The sequence below is a fragment of the Enterococcus florum genome (genome assembly GCF_004309355.1).
GTDB lineage: Bacteria > Bacillota > Bacilli > Lactobacillales > Enterococcaceae > Enterococcus_A > Enterococcus_A florum.
The window spans coordinates 1-26832 of sequence record NZ_BJCC01000010.1 but is presented as its reverse complement, the minus strand read 5'-3'; the positions used below and the strand labels follow the sequence as shown (position 1 = coordinate 26832).

Here is a 26832-nt window from a genome sequence, read left to right as displayed (position 1 = left end):
ATATATAGAATGATGCATGTCGGAGTATCAGAGTAGGCGCTTTGGGGCGTTACTCCCTCATTTCACCTATCAAGCAAAGAGTTCACGACTCTCTTTAAAAAAATATCTAAGAGTAAGTGCGCAATCTTTTCAATTGCGAACGTGTCTCACGATGATTATGGCCTAATAAAATTCGAGCAGCGCTTACTCTGACTGCCTCTCGAAAAATCTCGCGGGGATGAGCAATACTTTGATTTAACGAGCCGATGAAGATCGTTCTTTGCTGGATGATCTCATTTTTTGTATTGAGAAACAGTGCCACCAGGTGCTCCTGCTGCAGTCCTCTCAACTCGTTCATCAGGTGCTGTCCGATCGCAAAGCTCGAATGAACCTTCCCATACTTGGGCTGCCGGGAACGCTCGATTCGTGTACCTAATTCCATCATCGCTTTTAATTCGATCGCTTTGGTTTTTCCGATTCCTTTGAAGACCATCAATTCTTCGAGAGTCAATTGTTTCAAATCGTACAGTGTTGAGACCTCCTTCAGGATCATTCCCGCCAAATCCATCACATGCTGGGATCGAGAGCCATTGCGCAGCATGATTGCCAGCAGTTCCTGATCACTCAGGTGCCGCTCTCCTTCCTTCAATAGTCGTTCTCTAGGCCAAGAACTTTCCGGCAGCTCTTGCAGAAGCAATGATTTTTCCATATAAAAACTCCTTTGCGTTTTTTTTAACATACGCAAAGGAGTTTGGATTATGCTTGAATGTAGTCGATCACGTCATGGAGACTGGTAAAAACAGCTTCTGTTTTTTCTTTTAGTTCCTCTGAAGGTGGGATCAAATCAGGAACCATAATGACAGGGATAGCCGCACCAACAGCTGCCATCACACCATGATGAGCGTCTTCCAATACCAATGTTTCTTCAGCTTCCGTTCCCAAACGTTCTCTAGCGATCATAAAAATCTCGGGATCAGGCTTGGCCAGTTGAACATCTTCCGCAGAAACGATCCCTTGAAATTTGTCGCGAATCTGGGCATGTTCCAAAAGAACCTCAATGATTGGACGCACATTGCTGGACGCCACGATTCGAGGAATTTGGTTTTCTTCTAAAAATTGCAGAAGTTCCAATGCCCCAGGCTTCAGCTCAACTTCGCCTGCCTTGAAGATGCGATGTGTTTCCCCCCAGCTTTCATCGATAAATTGCTGAACAAGTTCTTTTCCATGGCTCGCGTAACGTTCATGCAAGTCCACAAAAACTTCTTCATCGGCGACCCCGATATACTCCAAGTAGATTTCCTTCGAAAATGGGATCCCCAACCGATCCGCGGTCTCCTGCTGCACCTTGTAATAGATCGCTTCTGTATCGAAAATCAAGCCATCCATGTCAAAGATAACGCCCTTAATGTTTTTCATCGCTTCCTCCTAAGTTTAATAATAGTTGACGTACTTCTGAAACGAAGTACAAAGAGCCAGTAACCAATAGTAAATCGTCTTCCTCCATCGACTCCAACAATTCTGCTAAGCCAAACTGCCACATCGATACCACTGTAAATGCCTGATTCTCCCGATCATCGAAATGGCTAAGGTCCAAAGCTTTGGGATAGTCGAAGGTCGTAATATAAATTCGTGCTTTCGGAATCTGATGAAGATCTTTCAACATCTGATCGATATTTTTCGTTTCTAGCGCAGAGAACAAAATTTTTATCCGATAATGTCCAAATTCTTTCTTGAGGTTCTCCACTAAACGTTCGATTGCGTGGTCATTATGAGCGCCATCCAAAATGACTAAGGGCTCTTGACTGATTCTTTCCATCCGTGCAGGCCAGGTTGCTTTCAACAATCCGTTGCGTACATTTCTTTCTTCAAACGGCACTTTCTTTTGCTGGCAGTACAATCGATACAATTCAATAGCTACTCCCGCATTTTCCACCTGATGCCGACCCAATAAACCAACACGCAGCTGTTTGATTCTTCCGACTGTTTCGTCTCTAAAATCAAACCATTCCCCCCACTGTTTGTCTGGGCGCAGATAGGTTACAGCGTATTCCTGTTGATAGCGATATAGCATAGCGGATTCCTTCTGTGCTTTGTTCTCGATCTCTTTTAATGCTTCAGCAGGAATATTCCCAGTGACCACTGGAATTCGCTTTTTAATGATCCCTGCCTTTTGTTGGGCGATTGCCGTTAAAGTATCGCCTAATATTTCTGTATGATCATATCCTATCGTGGTAATGCCAGTCAATATAGGCTGGACAACATTCGTCGAATCCATTAGCCCTCCTAATCCAACCTCTACAACGGCAACATCCACTGCTTTTGTCAGGAAATAATCTAGAGCTAACGCAGTCAGAACTTCAAACTCTGTAATCCCATTGATTTCCGGCTGCTGATCCAAGTCATCCACGATAGGCTGATACTTCTCCACCCATTCAATCAACTCTTCGTCCGAAATCGCTTCACCATTGATCGCAATTCGTTCGTTAAAAAATTCAATATAGGGAGAAGTAAAGCTGCCCACAGTCAGTCCAGTCTCCTCCAGCATCGTACGAAGGTAAGCAATCGTTGAACCCTTTCCATTGGTTCCCGCGATATGGATTACGGGCAGTTTTTTCTCTGGATTATCTACTCGATCCAGCAAAGCTTGAACACGTTCCAACCCAGGTCTAGAGCCGAATTTTTTCCGGCTGTGGATCCATTCAATTGCTTCATTGATCGTCACTTTCCATCACCTCTCTTCTAGTATACCAGAGTTCTGCTTTGCATCGAAAGAAGGGCTTCTCAATTCTGCTTTGTTTTGAACCCATGGTCTAGTCAAGCACTCTTGCTCGCAATTTTTTTAAAAATAGAGCTGGAGATCGCTCTCCAGCTCTAAAACAGTTTAAATCGTACGCAGACTAGCGATTCTCTCTTGAACAGCTGCCTGTTTTTCTAAATAATCTTTTTCTTTTGTTCGTTCTTCCTCGACCACCTGTTCCGGAGCATTGGCAACGAAGCGTTCATTTGCCAATTTTCCTTGAACACGTTTCACTTCAGCGGTCCATTTGCCTAACTCTTTTTCCAATCGTTGAATCTCTTCTTCGATATTGATCAAGCCTGCTAACGGCAGGTAGATCTCTGCTCCTGTCAATACTGCAGACATGGCTAAGTCTGGTGCCTCGATCTTACTGTTGATTACCAACTCTTCCGGGTTGCAGAAGCGTTCAATATAACTGGTGTTTTCTACTAAGAAATCATTGATAGCCGCGTCACTGGTTTTGATCAGCAACGTGATTGGTTTCGACAATGGTGTATTGACCTCTGCACGAATATTACGCACGGAACGAATCAGTTCGGTCAATACCTCCATGCCCTTTGCAGCAGTCTCGTCATTGTAGGCTTCATGGACGGCCGGATACTCTGCAACTACCAGTGATCTTCCTTCGTGGGGAAGCTTTTCCCAAATAGTCTCCGTTACAAAAGGCATGATTGGATGCAGCAAGCGCAATGTTTGATCGAGTACATGCACCAAAATGCTCTTCGTGGTTTTTTGAGCGGTTTGGTCTTCTCCATAGAGAACCTCCTTGCTCATTTCAATGTACCAGTCGCAGAAATCGTCCCACATGAAATTGTATAGCTGACGGCCGGCTTCGCCGAATTCAAATTGGTCAAACAAACGAGTCACTTTTTCAATCGTTTCATTCAAGCGTGTCAGTATCCAGCGATCGGCGACAGTCTTCTCCCCGGATAGATCACTATCTGCCGTGGTGAAGCCCTCGATATTCATGATCACAAAGCGAGAAGCGTTCCAAATTTTGTTGATAAAGTTCCACGCTGCATCCATCTTTTCATAGCTGAAGCGAACGTCTTGTCCTGGTGCTGATCCTGTTGACAGGAACCAGCGCAAAGCATCTGCTCCGTATTTCTCGATCACATCCATCGGATCGATCCCGTTGCCTAGGGATTTACTCATCTTCCGACCTTGCTCATCACGAATCAATCCGTGGATCAGTACGTTTTCAAACGGACGCTCCCCTGTAAACTCCAGGCTTTGGAAGATCATACGACTTACCCAGAAGAAAATAATGTCATAGCCCGTCACCAAGGTATTCGTTGGAAAATATCGTTGATAGTCTTCGCTGTCCGTATCTGGCCAGCCCATGGTTGAAAATGGCCATAACGCAGAGCTGAACCAAGTGTCTAAAACATCTGGATCTTGTTCCCAATTCTCTATATCCGCAGGCGCCTCCATGCCAACATACATTTCACCTGTTTGCTTGTGGTACCACGCTGGAATACGATGGCCCCACCACAATTGACGAGAAATCACCCAGTCATGCACATTTTCCATCCAGCTCAAGAATGTTTGATCAAATCGTGGCGGGAAGAAATTCACTGCGTCGTCGGTGTCCTGATTTTGAATCGCTTGATCTGCTAAAGGCTTCATTTTAACAAACCACTGCGTGGACAGACGCGGTTCAACTACAACACCTGTTCGTTCGGAATGTCCCACGCTGTGCACCATTTTTTCAATTTTGATTAGATGTCCTCGTTCTTCTAGATCCTTCACGATGGCTTTACGAGCAGAAAACCGGTCCATTCCCGCATACTTGCCCGCGAGATCATTCATGCTTCCATCCTCATTCATCACATTCACTCGAGGCAATTCATGACGATTGCCTACTTCGAAGTCATTTGGATCGTGTGCTGGAGTGATTTTTACTACTCCGGTTCCAAAGTCACGGTCAACATACTCATCAGCGATTACAGGAATCTCCTTGTCCATCAACGGCAGGATCACTGTTTTTCCAATGTATTGCTGGTACCGCTCGTCTTCTGGATGAACAGCTACAGCCGTATCGCCCAACATGGTCTCTGGGCGAGTCGTAGCCAAATCCAGCGTACCGCTGCCGTCAGCAAGCGGATAAGACAAATGGTAAAAGGCGCCTTCGACATCCTTATGGATTACCTCAATATCTGACAAAGCGGTTTTCGCTTGTGGATCCCAGTTGATAATGTACTCCCCACGATAAATCAGCTTTTTCTCATAAAGAGATACAAATACTTTGCGTACTGCATCAGATAGGCCGTCATCCAGTGTAAAGCGTTCTCGTTGATAATCTAGCGAAAGCCCTAATTTTGCCCATTGTTCGCGAATGTGTCCAGCATATTCTTCTTTCCACTCCCACACTTGGTCAACAAACTTCTCACGGCCAAGGTCATAGCGAGAAATCCCTTGCTCCCGCAGCTTCTCTTCAACTTTCGCTTGAGTAGCGATCCCTGCATGGTCCATCCCGGGCAGCCAAAGTGTGTCAAAGCCCTGCATCCGCTTTTGGCGAATGATCATATCTTGCAGGGTCGTATCCCAGGCATGGCCTAAGTGAAGCTTTCCAGTGACATTTGGCGGCGGAATCACGATCGAGTAAGGTTTTGCTTGTGGATCCTCGGATGGTTTAAACAGATCCTCATCCAACCACTTTTGGTAACGTCCGGCTTCTACTTCTTGCGGACTAAACTTTGTTGGTAAATTTTCAGTCATTGAACTGCCTCCTTGATTGATTAAATGTGCAAATCGGAACTTTTCAACAAGCTGCTGCTTGTCTAGCGTTCGTTTTTGATTCACAAAAAAAGCCCTAAAACACAAATGTGTTTTAGGACGTAAACTACGCGGTACCACCTAAATTGCAGAAAAAATCTGCCGCTTAACCATGAATTAACGCTCATGACTCGTGCTTTTCTACTCTTCTTCAAAAAGCAATACTCCCAAGCTACCTTCCGAAACTCACTGTAAGAATGTTCCACCAGTCATTCTCTCTCTATCACAGCGAAAAGTCGTACTCCTCTTGATCTTCGTATGAGTCATTGTACAATGAAGCGGACAACTTGTAAAGAGCTACCTTTTTTGTGATTGAGCCAATTCGTCAAAGTAAATCAAGGTTTGTAATTCGGTTGTCAAATCAATATAATGAACGGTCACTCCCTCAGGAACCTTAATCGGATCTGGAGCAAAACTCAAGATGGCAGTGATGCCATTTTTAACGACTCTTTCGACTGCCGCCTGCGAATGATGACTAGGTACCGTCGAAATAGCTACAGTAACTTTTTTTTCCGCAAGTACTTGATCCAGCAGTTCCATCGAGTACACCTCGACTCCGTTGAATACTTGTCCGACCTTGTCGGAATCATTATCAAAAGCACAAACGATATTTAAATTATCGTTGCGCCGAAAATTATTATTGACTAACGCCTGTCCCAGGTTCCCGCACCCGATCAATGCGATCCGTTTTTCTTCGATCGTATCTAAAATACTGCTGAACACACTGATCAAATAGGTCACATCATAGCCATAACCGCTGCGCCCTAGTTCACCCAACTGTGAAAAATCGCGACGGATCGTGGCAGAGCCAACATGAGTCATTTGGCTGAAATCTGAAGACTTGATTCGCTGAACGCCTTCTTTTTGCAATTCCTTCAAGCAACGCAAATACAAGGACAAACGTTTTGTGGTTGCTTTTGACAGCTTGGGTTTTTCGATTAAATGATCCATGAGCGGTCTCCTTTGTTAATAAGTTCACATATTTATTCTAACACGGATTGTTCGTTGTGACAATGCAAAAAGGCAAGAAAGCATCGAATCTTCCTCACCCTTTCGCACGGCGTTTACACTCTTTGAAATTATTCAAAATGACCTACAGCAAATCTGCAAATTCGTCCATTTGTTCGTTGGTTTGTTCAGGCGTGATGGCTTCGATCTTTAGTCCGCCTAAACAACGTTCCATCATCCCATCGATGTCCAAGCGTTTTTCCAGTTCTAAAACCTTCTCCATTTTCGGACGTGTCTTAGGTTGAGGAGGTGCAAAAATCGTACAGCAGTCTTCAAAAGGCTGGATCGCCAATTCGAACGTGTCGATCGATTCTGCCAACTCGATGATTTCCAGCTTATCCATCGTTGCGACTGGCCGAATAATCGGCGTATTGGTTACCTCATTGATCGCTACCATACTATGCAACGTTTGCGAAGCCACTTGACCTAAAGATTCTCCATTGATGATCACCAGCCCATGACGCCTTGCTCGAATCGCATCCGTCAATCGCAGCATCATTCGTCTGGTCAAGGTCATCCAGTATCCTTGGGGCGTATGTTGCTTGATTTCCTCTTGTATTTCAGTAAATGGCACTTCGATAAATTGAATGCTGCCGACATAAGGCGTCAATTTTTCGGTTAGATCTTTTGCCTTTTGCAAAGCTTGTTCGCTAGTGTAAGGAGGACTGGCAAAATGAACAGCTTCGATCTCCACGCCGCGTTTCATAGACAAATATCCGGCAACTGGAGAATCGATGCCACCAGAAAGCATCAACATTCCCTTTCCGCTTGTCCCTACAGGCAGTCCGCCTGCACCCTTGATCGTTTCATAAGAAAGATAGGCGCCATCTCTTCTGATTTCTACCCGAAGATTGATATCAGGTTGCCGCATTTGTGCTCGGATTCCTGGAAACTGCTCAACAATCGCTTTTCCTAGGAACTGCTGGATCTCATTGCTATCCAATTCAAAGCTATGATCACTGCGTTTCGCCGTAATCTTAAATGTCTCTTTTCCCGTATAGATTGTCTGCATGATTTCTTGAGCGGATGCCTGAATGGCTTCCGGTGTTTTTTCAACCTGAATACTAGGAGAAAAATTTTGGATACCGAAAACTTTTTGCAATTTAGGAATAATCAAAGAACTGTCTGCCTCATTTAAAATCAAATGCATCCGATCACGGTCCGCATGAATCTTGATTGCAGGAAATTCCGCTAGAGCACCTCGGACGTTTTGAGCAAGCCGCATAATAAAACTGCGACGGTTTTTCCCTTTGGTTGAAAGTTCGCCGTAACGAACCATAATTTCAGTATATTGCACGTGTATTCTCCTTTAAAATGAACTCTTCGATAACAACCATTAGCCGATCTTGGCAAATTTTTTGTACAAGTGATTGAATACTACCATAAATTGTTCTGCCTCCGCTATCGTATTTGCTTCATCTAAACTAATACGAACGGCAGTCGTCGCTTTCTCGTGCGGCACATTCATCGCATGAAGTGTTGAACTATCGAGCTTCTTACGACTAGAGCAGGCACTGGTCGTGGAAAGATAGATCTGTTTCTCTTCAAACGCATGGACCATTACTTCCCCCCGAATTCCTTTTAAACCGAAGCATAAAATGTGCGGGGCAAAATCGGTCTCGCCAGAAAAAATCGTGACGCCTTCATAGCTGGATAAAGCTTCTTTCAAATAGCTGCGGATCACCTTCGTGTGCGCTGGACGCTCCGCGATTTTTTCCATGTACAAACGCAAAGCCTTGCTCATGGCAACGATTCCTGGGACGTTTTCGGTACTGCTGCGGAATCCGCCCTCTTGACCACCGCCATTCAACAAATTCGATAATTTTCTGCCTTGACGCCAGTAAATAAATCCTACTCCTCTCGGTCCATGAAATTTATGAGCCGAGAACGTCGCAAAATCAACTCGCGATGTCAGCCAAATGGCATGCGCCACCTTGCCGATCGCCTGAACAGCGTCCACATGGAAATGGATCGTTGGATAGTTCTCCAGCAATGTGCTGATCGCTTGAATTGGCTGGATCGCACCGATTTCATTATTGACTCCCATGATCGAAACCAGAATCGTTTCTGGACGAATCAAGGCAGCCAGCTGATCAACCCTTACAAAGCCTTGTTCATTTACTGGTGCAACACTCACTTCAAAGCCGAGTTCTGTTAACTGCATCGCTGCTTTCGTGACTGCTGGATGCTCCACACCTGAAATAATCAAATGATTGCCGAATTCCTTTTTAGCTAAGGCAGTGCCTTTAACCACCCAATTGTCTCCTTCTGTTCCCCCGCTGGTAAAAAAGATCTCGCTTGCCTCAACAGCAAGCAAATCAGCGATCTGTTTCCGAGCCTGTTGCAGCAACCGCTGCGCTTGAGTCCCTAGTTCGTGTAAACTTGAGGGGTTGCCGATGATTCGCTGACTCGTTTTTACATAGGCATCTAAAGCCTGTGGAAAAATAGCAGTTGTTGCACTATTATCAAAATAAATCATTTATTAGACCTTCCTTCGAAAATTCTTTCCTATTATAGCGGTAATGGACCAAGTCTTCAACCTTCTCAAGAAAACCATCAAAAAAAAGTAAAAATAACAATAGAACTATGCTAAAATAAAAAACAGCATGCGCAAAAAGAAGAAATTCAATGAACCGAGGTGAAGGTGTGAAAAAACTTATTGCTAGTCTGATGTTTATGGTCCCGATGCTTTCCTTTCCTTTAGTCGCTTCAGCAGAAGAAAGCATCATGGATATTACCCGAGATGCTGGATACGAAGAAGCCCTTGAGATTAACCAGCCCAAATCTTCCGTAATCATTGATGGGAACAATGGACAGCTGCTTTGGGCTCAAAACCCTGATCTTCCAAGAGAACCGGCCAGTATCTCAAAAATGATGACCGTCTTTCTGGTCTTTGATGCCATCAAGCAAGGAAAAATGACCTTGGATACGACGATTACTGCGACTGAAAAGGATGAGGCCATCAGTCAGATCTACTTGATCAGCAATAGCAAGATCCAAGCAGGAGTTGACTATCCGATCAAAGAATTGTTAAAAATGGTGACAGTTCCCTCGTCAAATGTCGCTACTGTTATGCTGGCGAATTATGTATCTGATGGCGATGCTGGAGGCTTCGTCCAGTCTATGAACGAGAAAGCCAAAGAAATTGGCATGACCAACACAACCTTTTATAACTGCAGCGGTGCATCCGCCAACAGCTTTGAAGGGTTGTACGCTCCTAAAGGCTTCGACCCGGCAGGCAGCAATATGTCGACGGCACGTGATTTAGCTACTATGGTCTTTTATTTGATCAACGACCATCCGGAAGTGTTGGCGTTCACGAATCAGCCCATCGTCACTACGATGGAGGGGACCCCTTACGAAGAAAGCTTCGAAACCTATAACTATTCGTTGCCGGGAGCAAAATATGGCCTTGAAGGTGTGGATGGACTAAAAACGGGATCAGGACCTTCAAGTGCGTTCAACTATATCGCCACCGCCAAACGCGGCAAGACTCGATTGATCGAGGTGATTATGGGTGTAGGGACTTGGGAAGACCAAGATGGCGAGTACTATCGACATCCTTTCGGCAATGCGCTTTTAGAAAAAACCTTTGACGAATACGAATACCGACAATTGCTGCCAAAAGGAAAACACACCATTCAAGGAAAAGAGGTCCAGCTGGATCAGGATTTTTATGGTGTCGTAAAAAAAGGCACGGACCCGGTCTTCGCTCTGCAGGATCAGCATATTACTTTAAGCCAACCAATGGAACAAGCGGCAGAAACCATGCCCCCTTTAGCAGTGAAGTATCAAAAAACTGAACACAAGGAGGCCGTCATCGACCAACAAGAGGATGGACTGCTGAGAAAACTGCCGCACTTCTTCTTGATGTTTATAGAACGAACTCGATTTTTGAGCAAGCCCCTTTATTTGATCGGCTTGACCTGGATAGGACTCTTCCTGCTGCTGGTTTCGTTAATCGTTGGTCGCGCTAATCGGCACAGAAGACGCTCCATTGTCAGTGTGTTGTTCTGTCTTATCGGCATTCTTTGTTTCATTACGGCTGCCGGCGTATTTATCACAGCTTACATTCTTTAACACAAACTCCTGAAGTTCGACTTCAGGAGTATTTTTTGTTTCAAAAGAAAAAGCCAGACATTTGTCTGACTTAAGCTAATCCTTGATTATTGAAGTAGAAGTCTTCAATTCGTTTAAATGCACCTGGTTCAACTCGCTCCAGCGCTGTTCCAATCTCGTCCAGTGCATCCTGATACCGGTAATCCTTATCAAATAATTCCAAAGTATTATCGATCGCTATGCGAATCTCAGGATGAGTATGGCGGTAACGATTGGCATATTGCATCATCTGCTCTGTGAGTGCTGCTGCATCAACCAAGTCATCGGTTTTCTGATCCAGAAGATCCATGTCTTCATCACACAGGTCAACCAAATGATTGATGTCTTGCATGTTGATCCGAATTCGATTCAATGAATTGCTCAGCTCTTCTACTCGATCTGTTGCAATAAAGAAAAACTCTAAATAATCGCCTGGAAGCCCTGGCAACCGCTGCTGCTCAACATAACGTTTAAGATTTCGCAGGCGGAATTCATATTGCTCCACCTTTTCATGGGCAATTTTTTCCCCTTTTCGAAGGTCCTTCAAATCATCCGTGATCTCTTTTTGTCGTGATTCAATATCCGCCAAAACTTTAAAGGCATCTTGGTAGAAATTTTGAATCTCTGAATAAGCCAGCTCGTGTTTGTCGATCATTGGATCAATGTTATGGTTGCGGCGCTGCAATTCTTCAATCTCTGTTTGGAATCCACGAGCGCGGCCTAATTCATTATTGTTTAAGGCATAGCTTTGAGAGACGTGGTCCAATTCGATCATCAATGAGTGATTGTTCTTAGCCGCATGAGCAATGAATTCTCCCACTGTGTGACGGTTGGTCATCACGTATTTGCGGGCTTCGAATTCTTTTTCCAAGGTTTCATAAAGGTCCTCGATCAAATTGGCTGTTTCCTTGTTGGCTGCTTCAACGGTCTCTAACTCGACTCGCTCAAGATCCTCTGCGGAAAGCGTCATCCGTTTTTTAACATGATCGATCCGGGCATCAAAGTTTTCTTCTGGAAGAACGTATTCTTCCTTCAGCATTTTCTTATATGTCGTTTCGATTTCTTCGATCTGTGCTGGGAAAGTGCGTTCAAGCTCCTCATACAGCGTTGGAATCTTTTCCATCAGCTCCTGTACATCGTAGACATGTGTCTCAGCAGCATCCAGTACTTCGCGAGCTTCGATCGGATCGCCAGAAGTATTCAGGGTAACAAATTGCGTGAATTCTAATTCGACATTTTTGATTTGCTTCTCTACTTCTGACAGCGCTGAACCAAAATTGTCGCGATTGTCCTTTAGTTTCTTCTTCAACTCTTCAAATACATCCAAGGCTTGCTGGACAGCTAGTGAATTGCGTTCTTCTGTTTCTCTTAACTCTTTCAGGCCGTTGCGGATCTCCTCCACCTGATCTTCCATTTCCTGCATCGTGCGTTCGGCACTTTCCACCGCTGAACGTCCTTTTAGGAAACGAAACGTTTCGTTTTGGCTCTCGACTTCAAAAATCTGACTTTCCAGTTCAGCAAATGATTTAGTTGAAACATCTGTCCATTTTTGATTCCAATCACGAAATGTGTTTTGACTTTGTCCGACAAAGTGCATCTTTTTGACATCTTCAACTTCTTCTAATACAGGAAGATCAAACAATGCTTCTTTTCTTTTTTCAAGGTCTCTTAACCGCTCTTGATTTTTCTTTTTCATCAGATAGCCGATCAGATAAAGTACTGCCGCTAAAATCACGATGCCTATGACAATACCTATGATAACATTACTTCCCATGCATGATTTTCCTTTCGCCATTTGAGATATGAATAGTCTCTACCATTTATTTTATGAAACAGTGATTCATCCGTTTTTATGCAAAAACATCTAACGTAGATTATAACATAAACTGCCGGTTCCATCACTAAATTGTTCACAAATTATCGAATTTTCTTACACAGGAATTCGATCCATTTGATTCTCTCCTCAAGTTCTCTTCATTTAAATTTCAGGAAATGAAAAATATTTTCATTGAGAAAGTACGAAAGAGCCTTGAAGTCCCGAGGGTTTTGCTATATTATTAGACTCACATTAAAATAAGAGGTGATCTGTGTGAAAGTAATTAAATTCGGGGGGAGTTCAGTCGCCTCGGCTCAGCAATTGAAGAAGGTCTTGGCTATCGTTAAGGACGATCCTAAACGCCGTTTTGTCGTGGTGTCCGCACCTGGCAAACGCCACAGTGAAGATAAAAAGGTCACCGACTTATTGATTGCTTACTACAACGCGGCTTTAGCTAACGAAGAGACATCAGAGCTGATCCAAAAAATCGTTGAACGCTATGGCGACATTGGAAAAGAATTGGGTGTCGATCCGAGCATTTGCGCAGCCTTTGCCGAGGAATTAAAAGAAGTTCAAACAACGTTAGACAAAAACAGCCCTTATTTGCTGGACCGTTTTTTAGCTATGGGTGAAAATTTAAATGCACAGCTGATCGCTGCCTTTTTTCAACAGGAGGGAGTTAGCGCGCGTTATATCAATCCGAAAGAACTGGGGATCATCGTTTCCGATGAACCTCAAAATGCACGGATTTTAGACGAATCCTACGACAAGATCTATCAGTGGCACGATTGTGAAGATATCTTAGTGATTCCAGGATTCTTCGGCTATACTAAAAACGGCGATGTCTGCACGTTCTCGCGTGGAGGGTCAGACATTACCGGTTCGATCGTAGCAGCTGGAGTGAAAGCCGAAATTTACGAAAACTTTACCGATGTAGATGGGATCTTTGCGGCGACACCGCAATACATTCACGAGCCAGCCTTGATCAAGGAGCTGACCTACCGTGAAATGCGTGAGCTGTCGTATGCCGGGTTTACTGTTTTTCACGACGAGGCATTAATGCCTTCGTTTAAGGCAAAAATCCCGGTAGTCATCAAAAATACTAACAATCCAAATTGTGTGGGGACGATGATCAAGGAATCGTATGACACAGACAGCAGTCCAAATCATGTTGTCGGCGTTGCCAGTGACGGTGGTTTTTGCAGTATCACGATCAACAAATACCTCTTGAACCGAGAGGTCGGCTTCGTTCGAAGAATCCTGCAGATTTTAGAAGATATGAACATCAGCTTTGAGCACATGCCATCAGGAATCGACAACGTGTCGATCATTTTCAAAGAATGTCAATTGACACCTGAAGCAGAAGCGAAGCTCTTAGAACGCGTCCAAAAAGAAATCGAGCCAGATGAATTAGAAATGGAGCACAATATCTCCGTCATTGCACTGGTAGGAGAAGGAATGAAAGAACATCCCGGAATCACAGCAGAAAGCTCTGCCGCATTGGCCCGTAAAAATGTCAACCTGCGGATGATCTCCCAAGGTGCCGACGAACGCAGTATTATCTTTGCAATCCGCGGAGAGCAAGAACGGTTGGCAGTTCGTTCCCTGTATTACACTTTCTTTGACTAAAAAAACAAGGCGACCTAGAATGATCAAGGTCGCCTTGTTTGATGTGTTGTTCTTTATTTTGCTTTTTGTCGTTCCAACTCTCGTTTGATTAAAGGTTCAGGTGCAAAATCGGCTGCCCAGTTGTCTGGCTTTTGGACTTTATGTGTCTCTGGATGATACCGCGGTTTGCCATCTGGAAATAATTTGCCCATATTCGCTCGGTGGACGACCTCAAATATCGGTTGAGGATCGACCCCGATCAATGCAAATGAGCCATAGGTAAAATATAACAAATCCGTCAGTGCATCCACTTCAGCAATCAGAGGATCTTCAACTTCGCTTTGCTTAGCTAACACCTTCTCTTTCGCCTGATCGATATTTTGATGCAGCTGTTCGATCATTGCTTCAAACTTCTGCGGATTTCCTTCAACAGCACCGTATACAAACTCTACGATTTCTTCGATTTTAAATCCAGCTCGAAATCCAGCACGCTCGGTTGAAAAAGCACTCGGTTTTTCTGGCGGCTGCGGTTCAAAAACGTGATGAAATTCTCTGGCCATTTCATAAGGACTCTTCTCTCTCTTCATACCTTCTCCTAAATAATATCAAAATGTTTTAACGCTTTGTAGATGCCATCGTTTTCGTTCGTATCTGTTACATAATCCGCACGATCTTTTGTTTCTTGCTCCGCGTTTCCCATGGCGACTCCGATTCCGACACCCTCCAGCATCTCCAGGTCATTCAAGTGGTCGCCAAAAGCCATGACCTCGCTCACGTCAATCTGATTGGCCTCTAAAAACTTTTGGATGCCCAAAAATTTCGAACCACCTTTAGGGACGATATCCACCGAATAGGGATTCGATCGTTGAAAGGTCACGTTGGGCAACCGATGCAGCAGCTTTTCAGTTTCAGATTCTGCACTGAACATGACACATTGGTAAATCGGCTCATTTAAAATGCTTAATCGGCTGTAACGACCTTTGCTGCGATTGGGACTGAAGGATTGCAGCAGGCCTTTCGTGGTCCTCACTGGAAACCACTTAGGCATCAGTGCAGCTACCCACTTGACCCAAGCCAACTGTGACAAACGCATCACAAAACTTCCATCGATCCGGCGTCTTGCACCAAATACGACCTGACGGTGCTCAGCATCCGCAAACGTTACGATTTCCCGCAGCACATCTTGTTCAAAGGGGCGTTGATAGATGTCTTGATCACCTTGATACACCAGTTGTCCATTATAGGTAACGAACATATCCATATCTAAGAAGTCGATGCGTTCGTCTAAATGGACAGGGCCTCTGCCAGTAGCGATCCCACAAAGAATCCCCCTTGCCTGCGCTTCCTTGATTGCTCTTTTTGTGCTTTTCAGCGCTTCAGACTGCCTCGTGACCAATGTCCCGTCTATGTCAAAAAAAATAGCTTTAATCATGTCTTTCCCCTTAAAATAGATCCAACTGACTCGGATTAAGTCCTTCATATTGTAATCCTAACAACTCCATCAGCCTCAGAGCATTCTCTGCCGCATCTCCTCCAGAATTGTTATTAAAAATGACAAACGTGTTTTGACTTTTTTGATCTGCTTCCTTGATTTTTGCAGCTAATTCCAACAGCTCTTGTTCGTTGTAGCGATACAAGGTCCGTTTTTTGCGCCAATCAGCATCCCGATTTTTCCAATAAGCTTGATTTCGGCCATGAAATCGAAACAAGCTGAATTGTGGTTGGGTGATCGTCACTTCCAGCGGCACGCTGTCCGGCAGTTTTGGTTCATCTATGATCGCCAAGCTAAATCCTAGTTTTTTCATCAAATGCATTGTTTTCTCGCGATATTCTTCACTGTACCAGCTAAAATCCCGCAATTCGATCGTAATCGGCAACTTTGGAAACAGCTGCCGAAGAATCTCCAAGTAAGCCACGTTTTTTTTTGTACACTTAAATTGTGCAGGAAACTGAGCCAAAAAACAACCCAGTTTGGGGCTTTTTATCATAGGCTCCATCATTTCCAAAAAAACGCGCGTCATCTCTTCCAACGAAGCGTAGTGTTCCTCCCATTTTGTTTGACCGGTGAATCCAGCATACATCTTTACGACAAATCGAAATGAATCGGGCACCTGCTCCAGCCAATTTTCTACATATTTACGATCTCTTAGACCGTAATAAGCCGTATCTAACTCCACCAAAGGCAGATATCCTGCATATTCGAATAACGTCGATTGGGATTTCCCTGTCAAGGCAGAATGTTCATTAAAAGAGGTTAATCCAATTCGAATCATAACGTTCTCCCAACTTGTTTTTATTTAGTATACAATACTCATGACAAAATGTTAGGAAAAAGAGTATCCTTAATTTGCCAGATTTTTTAAGAAAAAAACCAGAAGGAGCAAAAGTATGAAACGAATTTTAATTTTGCATACAGGCGGGACCATCTCTATGTCGGAAGATGAAAACGGTACAGTCCGTCCGGATGCCAAGAACCCTCTGTTAGCGGCAGGGCACGAAATCTCGCTTCCACAGGATGTTGAGCTGATCGTTGAAGATTTTTCGAATCTCCCCTCCCCTCACATCACAGTCGAAACCATGTTTCAACTAAAGGAACGCATTAAAGCAAGTCTTGAGCAAGGAATCGACCGAGTTGTCATTACTCACGGGACCGATACCTTGGAAGAAACAGCTTATTTTTTGGATATGACCATCGGAAATCTGCTGCCGATCGTGATTACAGGTGCAATGCGTTCAATCAACGAATTGGGCAGTGACGGTCTTTATAATTTTGAAAGTGCAATTCGAGTGGCTGCTTGTGAAGATGCGCTGGATAAAGGGGTCTTAGTCGTAATGAACGATGAGGTCCACAGTGCACGGTATGTCACCAAAACCCACACAACCAATGTGGCTACTTTTCGTACGCCTACGTTAGGACCTGTCGGACTGGTCACAAAATCAAAAATCCTGTTTATGCAGGAATTGCCGCCGATGACTCGCTACGACATTGCCTCGATCGACGCCATGATCCCGATCATCAAAGCGTTCGCAGGCATGCAGGGAACCTTTTTTGAATTACTGGATCAAGCATCTGGTGTCAACGGGTTGGTGATCGAAGCTTTGGGCGCTGGAAATCTGCCGCCAAAAACGTTGCCCGCTTTAGAACGATTGATTCATAAAAAGGTGCCTGTGGTGTTGGTTTCCCGCTGCTTCAACGGCATTGCTGAGCCTGTCTATGATTATCAAGGCGGAGGCGTTGAATTGGCTGAAAAAGGGGTCATTTTTTGTCGAGGCATCAACAGTCAAAAGGCTCGAATCAAACTGTTGATTGCACTGAATGCGCGATTGACTGAAGACCGATTAAAACAATTCATGGAAGAATAGATCCTGAGCAATCAAAAAACCAGAATGAATCGTTGGATTTTCAACGATTCATTCTGGTTTTATTTCTTTTGCCAGACAATATTGGCTTCACACGCTAATTGATCCCCTAAACGGATTTCGTGCAATGTTTTGGTCTGATCCTCTTCTATGATTTGATACAGGCTGTGGATATCGTTGCCATATAAGACTTCTTTATCAAATTTTACATTTACATAAACAGGGGTGTGTTCCACCATGAAATCATAACCTAATACGTCGATCATCCAATTAAAATACATGGCATTGTTGACATGATGGTTGCTGTCCAGGTCGTAAAATCGTACATGATACAAGCGCTGTTTGCCATCTGTGACTGCCTCTATTTTATCCCAGCGTTTGATTTTCTTGATCTGCTCTGACTCATAAGGAGCCATCAATTCCGCATCGACACTGCTCATCTTCCGCTCCTCGATCTTCATCAGTACAAACGCCATATCGATTTTTACTAACAAATTGCCTTGCCCATCATTGATCCAAAAGCTGCGATAACAGAAAAATTTGTTAAAGGCAGTCGGTTCGGTAATCACGGTGATCGTCTCACCATCTCTTGGCATACGATTGATGTTGATCTCCGTTTGAGTGATCACCCAAGTCAGCCCCAGCTGATTAATGGCCTCAGTACCTCTTTCCAACTGATCGCTTTGATCCGAAGAGGCTTTGATGACGACGCTCAGCATCGCCGGAAACGTCATCGTTTGGTTAATGTCACATTGATAATATGCTACTTCATGCTGCATTGAATACTTTTTGCCCAATTAGCTTCCTCCTAAAATCCGATCGACACTTGACCCATAGCTCTCTCCAAAAAGATTCAAATGGACGAGCAAGTAATACAATTGATAGATCGGCAGCCGCTCCTCCCAGCCTTGATACAGTGGCTGGGCTTCTTGGTAAGCAGTTAAAAACTCTTTCCTAAATCCGCCGAAAAGCTGAGACATGGCAATATCCAGCTCACGATGTCCGTAATAGACCGCCGGGTCGACAAAAACAGGCTCTCCCTGCTGGTCGAAATACGTATTGCCGCTCCAAAAATCACCATGCAAAAGAGAGGGTTTAAAATTTAGTCCTGCCCATTTCTCAAGCACCTGTGCTTTAAAGCTCTGATAAGCCATGTCGCGATTGGTGTGCCAATGGTTGCGCTTTTTGGCCGCTTCGATCTGTACTTCGATCCGATTGGTAAAATAAAATGTCCACCAGTCCTTTTCCTGTTGATTAATCTGAGGAAATAGTCCCATGAAATTATTTCTAGGGTAGCCAAATCGTTCACTTTTCACGTCGTGCAGCCGGCTCAACGCGTTTCCAAGATCTCGTTGATCCCCTCGTCCTGGTTCGATCCATTCCAATAATAGATACGCATCCTTTTGATAGGCCCCGACTTGTATTACCTCTGGAACTCGAACTGCTTGTCCCAATTCAGCTAGTCCATCCGCCTCGGCCTGAAAAAAATCAGCGGACATATTCGGATGGTATTTCAAAAAGTAATCTTTTTTTCCATCCGAAACACGGTAGGCCTGATTGATATCTCCACCGCCTATAGGGATCTTGCGATTTTTCAGCTGAAGCTGTTTTAATAATCCCTCCATGTTCCTTCACTCCTTAAACTAGATAGAGTTTCTGCAAATCTTGAATATCTCCGTTGCTCAAGCCAATGCCTTGTTTCAGGAAGTTGACCACATCGCCATATTGCTGATGGATTTGATCGTAGCTGGTTTGCAGGTATTCCAATCTTGCAGTCATCATATCGTCTACTCCATGAAGCAATGATTCGGGAACCCCAGCCTGGATCGCCTGCTCTCTGATTTCCGCCACTTTCTTTTTCAAAAACTGATTGGTTTTCATGTAATCTCGGAAGATCGTCTCCTGATCGACACCTAAGCCGCTTAAAATCAGCGCCGCACCAAATCCCGTGCGATCCTTTCCTGCAGTACAGTGGAACAAAATACTCTGATCCGGCCGCTCATTGGAGAGGATCAATTCAAAAAAGCGCTGGTACTGATGGTGTACATGCTCCATAGAAACAAAATTGCGATACACTTCGATCATTTGATCAAACGCAGAGTACCCGCCCTGCATTTTGGTCATCACGGCTAATGGAGAAGCAGAAACTCTGTTTTCATCGATTGGAAAAATCGGCAACGCAATATTTGCTGAATGAGGGATCTCTTGATCAGGTTGCGCTTCTCGTTCTTCTGGCGAGCGAAAATCAATGACCGTTTTGACACCATAGTCAGCCAAGTAAGCTTTGTCATGATCATCCAACAGATTGATCGATGCCGAGCGAATCAGCCTGCGGCTCCCCACCGTTCGGCCGTCTTTTGTCTGATACCCACCGAGCTCCCGCATATTTTCAGCATGATTAACTGATAATAATTGTTCCATTTCTTAACCCCCATTTTATTGAATCTGTTTATTTTTTAAGCCGAATAGTCTCGACCAAACTCCCAAACGTTCCCCTGCAGTTACAAAGGAGCAGTTCTCCTTTATATCTCTTTCGTCTTATAAAGTATAGCACAAATTCTTTTTTCCCCCTAAAGAGAATCCAGTCCCTTAGCAAAAGAGACTAGAAAGAAAAGCGTTTATTGTATTTTCTAAACGAAAAAAGTGAGCTTCACAGAGGCCCACTTTTTTCGTTATGATCCAGTTTGACTTTTTAAAACCTGCATAAAAGCCGCGCCGTATTTATCTAACTTGCTTTGGCCCACGCCTTTGATCTGTAAAAATTCAAAGGAGGTCTGTGGTTGTTTTTCGGCTAATTCCTGCAGCGTCTTATCCGAAAAAATAATGTATGGCGGCAAATTTTGTTCCTGAGCCAGCTGTGTACGCAGATCACGCAAAGCAGAAAACAGTTCGTCGTCACGTTCACGTTTTTGGACAGCCGCTTGTTTTCTAGTCACCTGCTGTTTGCCCAGCAATACATTGATCCCCAACGAAGAAATAGTCAGCAATGGATACTGGCTATCGCTTAAAGAAAAATAGCCTTCTGCGGTCAAATAATCGATCAGATCCGTGACTTCCTTTTGGCTTTTGTCTTTCATCAATCCATAGGTCGATAGCTGGTCAAACTTCCATTGGGTGATCTTCTGATCCTTTGATCCAGTCAGCACTTTAGCCACCAGTCCTTTGCCAAACCGTTCACCCATTCGTTTTACACAGGAAAGCACCTTTTGAGTGTCGACTGTGATGTCTGCGATCTCTCGATCATCCAAACAATTGCTGCACTGTTGGCACTCTTTGGCATCCTCTCCAAAGTAGCGCAAGATATAGCGCTGCAAACACATTTGGGTATGGGCATATTGATTCATTTCCCGCAGCTTCATGTACTCACTCTGCTTATAAGTGATATCGGATTCCGACTGATCAATGAAAAACTGCTGGACCTGCAGATCGTTCGGCGCATAAAGCAAAATCGCATCACTTGGCAATCCGTCCCTGCCCGCTCGTCCAGCCTCCTGATAATAGGATTCCAGATTCCCAGGAATTTGCGCATGGATCACAAAGCGAACATTGCTTTTATTGATTCCCATGCCAAAGGCGTTGGTTGCTACCATGACTTGGACTCGATCGAATAGAAAATCCTCTTGATTGCTGGAGCGCTCCTGTTCATTCATCCCGCCGTGGTAACGAGCCGCAGTGATTTTTTTATCTTTTAGCAAATAGTAAAGACGATCGACTTCTTTACGCGTACTGGCATAGACGATCCCAGCTTGACCGTGATTGGCCTTCAAGTATTCCAGCAAATAACTATCCTTGGCGCCTTTGACTACTTGAAACGATAGATTTTCGCGGGCAAATCCCGTTTTGACCTGATTGTCTTGAGGAATGTCCAACAATTGAAGAATGTCTTTTGCCACGTGTTCTGTTGCTGTAGCAGTCAACGCAACGATCGTTGGCGCATGATCTATTTGATGGATGATCTCAGACAAACGCAAATAGCTGGGACGAAAATCATGGCCCCATTGAGAAATGCAGTGGGCTTCATCCACTGCCAATAATTCAATCGGCACATGCTGCAGCATTTGGCGAAACTCTGCTGATTCTAGGCGTTCAGGTGCAATGTACAACAACTTGATTTTTCCATCTACGGCCAGTCGTATGCGCTGATTCATTTCTGCATTGTTCAAACTGCTGTTGATAAAGGCGGCTGGAACCCCCATCTCGTTTAAGCTGTCTACCTGGTCCTTCATCAAGGAGATCAACGGTGAGATCACAAGAGTCAATCCTTCCAGCAGTAATGCTGGCAATTGATAGCAGATCGACTTGCCGCCTCCCGTTGGCATGATCCCCAACACATTTTCTTGGCGCATGATTTTTTCGATGATGGCTTCTTGGCCGGTTCGAAACGAATCATACCCAAAGCGTTCTTTCAGCAATTCTTTTATTTGGTTCATTTTAAAACCCCTAATGTAAGATACGCCTATTATAGCGAGGAACGATGAAAAAAGCGACGCCTCTTGCAAGACTGCGCCGCTTTCTAAGCTTTTTTTAAGCAAGTGCCCCCATTGGATCCCAAGGCCGCAGCTCAACAGGCTCTGCTTCAAACGCAGCCAGCTGCTCAGAGGACAGATAATCTTTACGTACTACGATTTGATACGTGTACTGATCCATCCATGCATCGCTCATCACGAAAAAGCCTTTGTCTCCAACCTTTTCGCCCCAGCTGTTTTCGACTTTCCATTTTGTGCTTTGACCGTCGACTATATCGACACCGGTTAAGACCATCGCATGGGTCATCAAGCTCTCACCATAATCAAGACGTTCGGCCTTTGTCATCTCAAAGGAAACATCCACTAATTGATCGATCTCAAATGCATTGAGTGCCATAATCCCAGAATCTCGTGTCGAAGATTGGCCGACATCACAGCCAAACCAAACGGATTCCCCATCAGACAATTGGCGAATGGCTAGCTGCTTGAAGCTTTCTATATCAAGATTCAAGTATTTCACTGGTTTGCCGCCAACGACATTCCCCAGCATCGATACTGTGTAGCTTTGATTATAAGGCTTGTCCGCTGTTGGTGCGTTGATAATGCTGACATATTGATCCAAATCAACACCAATATACTTGTCGTAAAAGCTTTGCGGTGTCAGCTGTTGGTCAAGATGGTACGTTTTCTCTTCATCTCGATATTCGAAATCAAATTGTTCTGGCGGTGTCCCTAAAGAGATCACCAGCAATTGATAAACTTCTTGTAAAAGTTCAGCTCGTTTCGCTTCGATCGTCGAACCATCTGCCTGCTGCTCGACCAAGTTTCGTAAGATCATCGCGTGTTTGCGCAGTAGTTTATTTAGAAAATGATTCAAGTCTCTAGAATTTGAACTGCTGCTGCTTTCCGGCATAACCGATTTAGGCACGACACCATATTTTTGGAACAAGGATACGATCATATCCCATTGTCCGCCATCCTGTTGTGGTGTTTGCAACAGAAAAGCGACTTCGCGGCTAGTCATTTCTTGAGAAGCAGTAGCCAAAATATTTTCATAGAAATAATTGGCTTTCTCATATTTGTCCCAAAAGAACGTATAGTTCTGCGACAACTCAAAGTCCTTTAAGTGATAGCTGTTCAGTAATTTATGGCGAAACGTGTTTAATGCTGCAAACATCCAGCAGCGTCCGGACTGTTTCTGATTGCTGACCTTGCCAGTGGCGAGATCGACGGAGAACACAGGAGTATTTTCCACTGCGGCTGAAACATTTTCAGCAGAAGCCTTGATACCATTTTTGACCACACTTCGCTGGATTGCCTGTTGCTTTAAGTTTTTAGTAAACGCCTCTTGGTATTTCCTTGTTTGTTCTTTGCTGATTTCTGACATATAAAAAACGCCTCCTCGGCATTATTGTACGCCGAGAACGCGCAGAACACAATTTAATTAAACAAGGCAGGGCGCATAAATTTGCGTTTCACCTTGTCCATCCAGTGACGAAAACGCTCGCTGGATAACCCTGCGGTCAGCAGCATACTGAATCCAAAAAGAACAATGACTTCGACCGTATTGATCTCAAAATGTTCAATTTCCAAAGCACGCAGTCCTTTGACTAAAAAGCCGTGCAGCAGGTAAACAGTTAGCGTATTTTTCCCCCATTTCGAGAAAAAGTATCTGCCTCGAGGCACCAATAAAAAGAAGGCTGCGATCCCCACAAGGCCGAGGAAAAAGAAAATCAGGCGCTGCGGGCCACCGAAAATCGGATGGTTCAAATAATCCTCATACGGCTTTGAACCAAAAACCCAATACTTGTTCATCCACTCGTTCCATTGGACAAAAGCAAACAAAAGCGCAAATAACACTAAGGCAATCGTCCGTTTTGAGAGCATTTGCGATTTGGCTTTTACCTTGTCGACCCACTGGACAGGCAATGCATACCCCACCATAAAATAGGGGAAGAAGGTCAACGTCCGCTGAACAGCTAGATAGCGGCCAAAAATCGGAATGTACCCTACGATCAAAGCCGTCAAAAGACTGCCGATCACTAATTGTCTCACAGTAAAGAAACGTCGAAGATGCAGCAAGCAATTCCAACAAAATAAACTTAGTAAAAACCATAGCGACCATTGCGGAGTGGTCAAACTAAAGTCAAACGATTCCTGCAGTCCGATCAAGGTATAGTACCCTGAATAAATCAGCTGGAAAAAAACATAAGGCAGCAGCAATTTCTTAATTAATTTTTTAAGCGGTTTCGGATCTCCCTTTGCAAAATAGCCAGAGATCAAAATAAATGCTGGCATATGAAAAGTGAAAATGAAATAGTATAGGTCGTTGTACAATGCGTTCGTCTCGATGAATGGTTGAAACAAATGACCAAACACGACTAAGATCATTAATAAAAGCTTTGCATTATCAAAGTAGGCATCTCGTTGTGCCATCCGTTCAACTCCTTTCTCGTCAACAGTATAAAGAATTTTTCCGCCAAATGGTAGAAATCTGCTGTTGTTCTTAATGAATTCCTATCAGAACTCCAAAAAAATTCACAGACGATTCTCTTATTTCAAAAAATTTCACACAAAAAAAGACGACCTGCGATCGTCTTAAACTCCGGCAGTAGGACTCGAACCTACGACATCATGATTAACAGTCATGCGCTACTACCAACTGAGCTATGCCGGAAAATTAGTACTTATCTATAATACCAATTTTCCAATTGATTGACAACAGCTTTTTTGCACGACTTCAGCAGTAATCGTTGAATGAATTTTTGCGTTGATTGAATGAGCGAATCGACCATCCTGAGCTATCTATAAACAAGGAGCAATAGGACTGACTCTAGCATTTCTGTTCTCTTCATGCTAGGCTCTTAATTAAGAAAGAATTGGAGGAATAACTTATGCTAGATAAATCAGTTCCCTTTATCCCCTTTACAATGTTCCGTCCTGCTGAGAGCCCCCCGCTTCCAGCACCCAAACTGCCGGAGGGTTACCGCTTTACTTTTTATCAGCCTGGTGATGAAACGGACTGGTATCAAATCGAACAAGCCGTGCTGGAATTTGATTCCGTTGAACAAGCAGCAGATTATTTTAAAAAAACATTTGCGCCTTACCCACAAGAATTGCAGCAGCGAATGCTGTTCATTGAAAATCCAACCGGAAAGAAAGTAGCTACTTGTACCGCTTGGTGGACGTCTGACAGCAAGCCGCGCCTGCACTGGCTGGCCGTTTTGCCAGAGGAGCAGGGAAAAGGCTTAGCCAAGGCATTAACGATCAAGATCACTGCTTTAATGGAAAATTTGAATCCGCATCAAACGATCTATTTGACGACACAAACTTGGAGTCACTTGGCTGTCAGGTTGTATCAAAAACTAGGCTATCAAATTCTGCAGGACGAACATTATTCAACGATACTGGAACTATTGGAAGGCAAAAAAAAGTAGGCTGGGCGTTAAACAGCCTACTTTATTGGTGCAGAAACAATCCAACTTACCCCGTACTGGTCTTTCACACTGCCGCTGACGCCACTGTCGTCTGGCGGTGGATTTACAGCCAATCGGGCAAAAATTTCTCCTTTTTCTGCCAAAGCACGGAACACACGCTCTGCAACGGAGACATTAGCGAAATGAACCTGTATAGCAATTGCATCCCCTTGGACAAGAGGTTCCTTCGTGTCACCTCCACTGATTCCGCTGGCATCTGATAACATCAGGTAGGTATGCATTACCAATCTTTCAGCTGTCTTCGGATAGTAAGACAAGTGTTGAATTTTTCCCTCAAACACTTTTTCATACCAGCGAAAAGCAGCTTCGCAATTTCCATTAAAACGCAAATAGGGCATTAACATGATCCATTCATCCTTTCTACTTCATTAAGTATAAGTGGACATTTTGAATGGGTCATTGTAAAAAATAGACATTTTCTCCAAATAATCGTGAGGCGTGAGACGATAGATTTTTTTGAACTCATGAGAAAAATGAGCCGCATCATAATACCCATGTTCCTCTGCCAACTCGATCAAGGCTGTCTCCTGCTTGATCTGTTCCAATGAAAACTTGATGCGCAATAACCGAGAATAGGTTTTTACAGTAGTGCCAACGTGCTGTTGAAACAAACGATTCATGTGTTTTTCACTATAAAAAATTTCCTTTGCCAGCGCTTTGCTGGAGAGTCGCCCTCGGGAAACATAAATATGATTTAACAAAAAAGGAATGCTTGGATGAATAGAGCCAACCTCTAAGGCCTGCAAAAAAATCTCATTCAACGCTGAAACAAAACACGCAATCGTTTTTGTTGTACTGACGATTTGACTGATTTGCTGATGAAGCAGCGGCATTAGATCTTCAAAAGGAATCCCTCGATTCAACAGTTCCTTTTGGGGGATTCCACAAAATGGAAAAAAACCGCCTGGATGAAATTCAATTAACACTAAAAAATCAAATCGGCTGGCAAATGTGCCGATAGTCACAGGTTGAGTATTCACCCCTCGCAGCCCATTGAGCATGTGAGAGTGATCGATTGAATACACCAATGTATTACTGGCTGTTGGCAGCACTGTCTGATCAATGGAAATCATTTTTGGATCACTAAATGTATAATTAGCAATATATGGTTTTAACAATGGATGCGGCGCAACAACCAACATTCCATTGTTTTGAAAAAGTCGTTCCTCACAATATGCTGTCATTGCCTCCGTACTAAGCATCCAACCCCTTCTTTCACCATTTTTTCTATTTTATCACGTTCAAGGAAACGATCGTACGACCCGAACTTGCTTTTGCAATAAAAAAACAAAAAATGATTGACAAGAAGGAGGAAGTTAGGTATTCTAATTCTTGTGTTAAATAACTATGCCGCCTTAGCTCAGCTGGTAGAGCGCCACCATGGTAAGGTGGAGGTCGTCGGTTCAAGCCCGACAGGTGGCTTTC

At 44.0% G+C, this 26832-nt stretch carries 23 protein-coding genes, 2 tRNA genes and 1 other annotated feature; of the genes, 5 read left to right on the top strand and 20 right to left on the bottom strand.

Going from position 1 to position 26832, the window contains the following annotated elements; translation table 11 throughout:
- Nucleotides 1-106: 106 nt before the first annotated feature.
- From radC to NRIC_RS06155, 7 genes are all read right to left on the bottom strand, one after another.
- Entirely contained in the window at nucleotides 107-688 is a 582-nt protein-coding gene (gene radC, locus NRIC_RS06185) for a RadC family protein (protein ID WP_146621827.1), read from the bottom strand.
- A gap of 47 nt (nucleotides 689-735) precedes the next feature.
- Nucleotides 736-1395, bottom strand: coding sequence for an HAD family hydrolase (locus NRIC_RS06180; protein WP_146621826.1), 660 nt, complete (start codon nucleotides 1393-1395; stop codon nucleotides 736-738).
- On the bottom strand, nucleotides 1382-2701 hold the full coding sequence (locus NRIC_RS06175; RefSeq protein WP_146621825.1) for a bifunctional folylpolyglutamate synthase/dihydrofolate synthase: 1320 nt from the start codon (nucleotides 2699-2701) through the stop codon (nucleotides 1382-1384). Before NRIC_RS06175 ends, NRIC_RS06180 begins: the two co-directional genes overlap by 14 nt.
- A gap of 159 nt (nucleotides 2702-2860) precedes the next feature.
- Nucleotides 2861-5497, bottom strand: coding sequence for a valine--tRNA ligase (locus NRIC_RS06170; protein WP_146621824.1), 2637 nt, complete (start codon nucleotides 5495-5497; stop codon nucleotides 2861-2863).
- A 110-nt stretch (nucleotides 5498-5607) separates the two neighbouring features.
- Nucleotides 5608-5818, bottom strand: a binding site (T-box leader).
- A gap of 33 nt (nucleotides 5819-5851) precedes the next feature.
- Nucleotides 5852-6505 carry a redox-sensing transcriptional repressor Rex gene (locus NRIC_RS06165; protein WP_146621823.1) on the bottom strand — a complete coding sequence of 218 codons (654 nt, stop codon included), beginning with the start codon at nucleotides 6503-6505 and terminating at the stop codon, nucleotides 5852-5854.
- 142 nt (nucleotides 6506-6647) lie between these two features.
- Nucleotides 6648-7859 (bottom strand): tRNA uracil 4-sulfurtransferase ThiI, encoded by a 1212-nt coding sequence (thiI, locus tag NRIC_RS06160; RefSeq protein ID WP_146621822.1) that lies wholly within the window; start codon nucleotides 7857-7859, stop codon nucleotides 6648-6650.
- Between the two features lie 39 nt (nucleotides 7860-7898).
- Complete coding sequence (locus NRIC_RS06155) at nucleotides 7899-9041, bottom strand: cysteine desulfurase family protein (protein ID WP_146621821.1); 1143 nt, start codon at nucleotides 9039-9041, stop codon at nucleotides 7899-7901.
- A gap of 149 nt (nucleotides 9042-9190) precedes the next feature.
- Here NRIC_RS06155 and NRIC_RS06150 point away from each other — a divergent pair, with 149 nt between their 5' ends.
- Nucleotides 9191-10642 carry a DUF1958 domain-containing protein gene (locus NRIC_RS06150; protein WP_373862070.1) on the top strand — a complete coding sequence of 484 codons (1452 nt, stop codon included), beginning with the start codon at nucleotides 9191-9193 and terminating at the stop codon, nucleotides 10640-10642.
- Nucleotides 10643-10712: 70 nt separating this feature from the next.
- Here NRIC_RS06150 and NRIC_RS06145 read toward each other — a convergent pair whose 3' ends face one another.
- Entirely contained in the window at nucleotides 10713-12434 is a 1722-nt protein-coding gene (locus tag NRIC_RS06145; protein ID WP_146621820.1) for a septation ring formation regulator EzrA, read from the bottom strand.
- Nucleotides 12435-12749: 315 nt separating this feature from the next.
- Here NRIC_RS06145 and NRIC_RS06140 point away from each other — a divergent pair, with 315 nt between their 5' ends.
- On the top strand, nucleotides 12750-14105 hold the full coding sequence (locus tag NRIC_RS06140; protein WP_146621819.1) for an aspartate kinase: 1356 nt from the start codon (nucleotides 12750-12752) through the stop codon (nucleotides 14103-14105).
- 53 nt (nucleotides 14106-14158) lie between these two features.
- Here the strand turns inward: NRIC_RS06140 and NRIC_RS06135 are convergent, their stop codons facing one another.
- The 3 genes from NRIC_RS06135 to NRIC_RS06125 are packed head-to-tail and all read right to left on the bottom strand — an operon-like array spanning nucleotide 14159 to nucleotide 16357.
- Nucleotides 14159-14671 carry a pyrophosphohydrolase domain-containing protein gene (locus NRIC_RS06135; protein ID WP_146621818.1) on the bottom strand — a complete coding sequence of 171 codons (513 nt, stop codon included), beginning with the start codon at nucleotides 14669-14671 and terminating at the stop codon, nucleotides 14159-14161.
- Nucleotides 14672-14679: 8 nt separating this feature from the next.
- The gene (locus NRIC_RS06130; RefSeq protein ID WP_146621817.1) at nucleotides 14680-15516 is read right to left on the bottom strand and encodes a Cof-type HAD-IIB family hydrolase; all 837 of its coding nucleotides are present in this window, start codon (nucleotides 15514-15516) and stop codon (nucleotides 14680-14682) included.
- A gap of 10 nt (nucleotides 15517-15526) precedes the next feature.
- A complete protein-coding gene (locus NRIC_RS06125; protein ID WP_146621816.1) occupies nucleotides 15527-16357 on the bottom strand; it encodes a DUF72 domain-containing protein in 831 nt (276 codons plus the stop codon).
- A 115-nt stretch (nucleotides 16358-16472) separates the two neighbouring features.
- Between NRIC_RS06125 and NRIC_RS06120 the strand changes: the two genes are divergently transcribed.
- Nucleotides 16473-17447, top strand: coding sequence for an asparaginase (locus NRIC_RS06120; RefSeq protein ID WP_146621815.1), 975 nt, complete (start codon nucleotides 16473-16475; stop codon nucleotides 17445-17447).
- A 59-nt stretch (nucleotides 17448-17506) separates the two neighbouring features.
- Here the strand turns inward: NRIC_RS06120 and NRIC_RS06115 are convergent, their stop codons facing one another.
- The 7 genes from NRIC_RS06115 to NRIC_RS06085 form a co-directional block, all read right to left on the bottom strand.
- The gene (locus NRIC_RS06115) at nucleotides 17507-18241 is read right to left on the bottom strand and encodes an acyl-[acyl-carrier-protein] thioesterase (RefSeq protein ID WP_146621814.1); all 735 of its coding nucleotides are present in this window, start codon (nucleotides 18239-18241) and stop codon (nucleotides 17507-17509) included.
- On the bottom strand, nucleotides 18242-19069 hold the full coding sequence (locus tag NRIC_RS06110; RefSeq protein ID WP_146621813.1) for a fructosamine kinase family protein: 828 nt from the start codon (nucleotides 19067-19069) through the stop codon (nucleotides 18242-18244). It abuts the gene before it with no gap.
- A 13-nt stretch (nucleotides 19070-19082) separates the two neighbouring features.
- Nucleotides 19083-19865, bottom strand: coding sequence for a tyrosine-protein phosphatase (locus NRIC_RS06105; protein WP_146621812.1), 783 nt, complete (start codon nucleotides 19863-19865; stop codon nucleotides 19083-19085).
- A gap of 251 nt (nucleotides 19866-20116) precedes the next feature.
- On the bottom strand, nucleotides 20117-21874 hold the full coding sequence (recQ, locus tag NRIC_RS06100) for a DNA helicase RecQ (RefSeq protein WP_146621811.1): 1758 nt from the start codon (nucleotides 21872-21874) through the stop codon (nucleotides 20117-20119).
- A gap of 94 nt (nucleotides 21875-21968) precedes the next feature.
- Entirely contained in the window at nucleotides 21969-23297 is a 1329-nt protein-coding gene (locus NRIC_RS06095) for a C1 family peptidase (protein WP_146621810.1), read from the bottom strand.
- A 53-nt stretch (nucleotides 23298-23350) separates the two neighbouring features.
- A complete protein-coding gene (locus NRIC_RS06090) occupies nucleotides 23351-24346 on the bottom strand; it encodes an acyltransferase family protein (RefSeq protein ID WP_146621809.1) in 996 nt (331 codons plus the stop codon).
- A gap of 167 nt (nucleotides 24347-24513) precedes the next feature.
- A tRNA-Asn gene (locus NRIC_RS06085) sits at nucleotides 24514-24587 on the bottom strand.
- Between the two features lie 217 nt (nucleotides 24588-24804).
- Between NRIC_RS06085 and NRIC_RS06080 the strand changes: the two genes are divergently transcribed.
- Entirely contained in the window at nucleotides 24805-25347 is a 543-nt protein-coding gene (locus NRIC_RS06080) for a GNAT family N-acetyltransferase (protein ID WP_146621808.1), read from the top strand.
- 17 nt (nucleotides 25348-25364) lie between these two features.
- On the opposite strand, the gene NRIC_RS06075 is transcribed toward NRIC_RS06080, so the two are convergent.
- Nucleotides 25365-25751, bottom strand: coding sequence for a VOC family protein (locus tag NRIC_RS06075; RefSeq protein ID WP_146621807.1), 387 nt, complete (start codon nucleotides 25749-25751; stop codon nucleotides 25365-25367).
- Nucleotides 25752-25775: 24 nt separating this feature from the next.
- Entirely contained in the window at nucleotides 25776-26609 is an 834-nt protein-coding gene (locus tag NRIC_RS06070) for an AraC family transcriptional regulator (protein WP_146621806.1), read from the bottom strand.
- A gap of 147 nt (nucleotides 26610-26756) precedes the next feature.
- On the opposite strand from NRIC_RS06070, the gene NRIC_RS06065 reads away from it, so the two are divergent.
- Nucleotides 26757-26829: transfer RNA gene (locus NRIC_RS06065), tRNA-Thr, on the top strand.
- Nucleotides 26830-26832 lie beyond the last annotated feature (3 nt).

Coding starts and splice junctions, on each gene's coding strand:
- radC (WP_146621827.1), bottom strand. CDS start 688: ATGGAAAAATCATTGCTTCTGCAAGAGCTGCCGGAAAGTTCTTGGCCT.
- NRIC_RS06180 (WP_146621826.1), bottom strand. CDS start 1,395: ATGAAAAACATTAAGGGCGTTATCTTTGACATGGATGGCTTGATTTTC.
- NRIC_RS06170 (WP_146621824.1), bottom strand. CDS start 5,497: ATGACTGAAAATTTACCAACAAAGTTTAGTCCGCAAGAAGTAGAAGCC.
- NRIC_RS06165 (WP_146621823.1), bottom strand. CDS start 6,505: ATGGATCATTTAATCGAAAAACCCAAGCTGTCAAAAGCAACCACAAAA.
- NRIC_RS06155 (WP_146621821.1), bottom strand. CDS start 9,041: ATGATTTATTTTGATAATAGTGCAACAACTGCTATTTTTCCACAGGCT.
- NRIC_RS06150 (WP_373862070.1), top strand. CDS start 9,191: ATGAACCGAGGTGAAGGTGTGAAAAAACTTATTGCTAGTCTGATGTTT.
- NRIC_RS06145 (WP_146621820.1), bottom strand. CDS start 12,434: ATGGGAAGTAATGTTATCATAGGTATTGTCATAGGCATCGTGATTTTA.
- NRIC_RS06135 (WP_146621818.1), bottom strand. CDS start 14,671: ATGAAGAGAGAGAAGAGTCCTTATGAAATGGCCAGAGAATTTCATCAC.
- NRIC_RS06130 (WP_146621817.1), bottom strand. CDS start 15,516: ATGATTAAAGCTATTTTTTTTGACATAGACGGGACATTGGTCACGAGG.
- NRIC_RS06125 (WP_146621816.1), bottom strand. CDS start 16,357: ATGATTCGAATTGGATTAACCTCTTTTAATGAACATTCTGCCTTGACA.
- NRIC_RS06120 (WP_146621815.1), top strand. CDS start 16,473: ATGAAACGAATTTTAATTTTGCATACAGGCGGGACCATCTCTATGTCG.
- NRIC_RS06110 (WP_146621813.1), bottom strand. CDS start 19,069: ATGGAGGGATTATTAAAACAGCTTCAGCTGAAAAATCGCAAGATCCCT.
- NRIC_RS06105 (WP_146621812.1), bottom strand. CDS start 19,865: ATGGAACAATTATTATCAGTTAATCATGCTGAAAATATGCGGGAGCTC.
- recQ (WP_146621811.1), bottom strand. CDS start 21,874: ATGAACCAAATAAAAGAATTGCTGAAAGAACGCTTTGGGTATGATTCG.
- NRIC_RS06095 (WP_146621810.1), bottom strand. CDS start 23,297: ATGTCAGAAATCAGCAAAGAACAAACAAGGAAATACCAAGAGGCGTTT.
- NRIC_RS06090 (WP_146621809.1), bottom strand. CDS start 24,346: ATGGCACAACGAGATGCCTACTTTGATAATGCAAAGCTTTTATTAATG.
- NRIC_RS06080 (WP_146621808.1), top strand. CDS start 24,805: ATGCTAGATAAATCAGTTCCCTTTATCCCCTTTACAATGTTCCGTCCT.
- NRIC_RS06075 (WP_146621807.1), bottom strand. CDS start 25,751: ATGTTAATGCCCTATTTGCGTTTTAATGGAAATTGCGAAGCTGCTTTT.
- NRIC_RS06070 (WP_146621806.1), bottom strand. CDS start 26,609: ATGCTTAGTACGGAGGCAATGACAGCATATTGTGAGGAACGACTTTTT.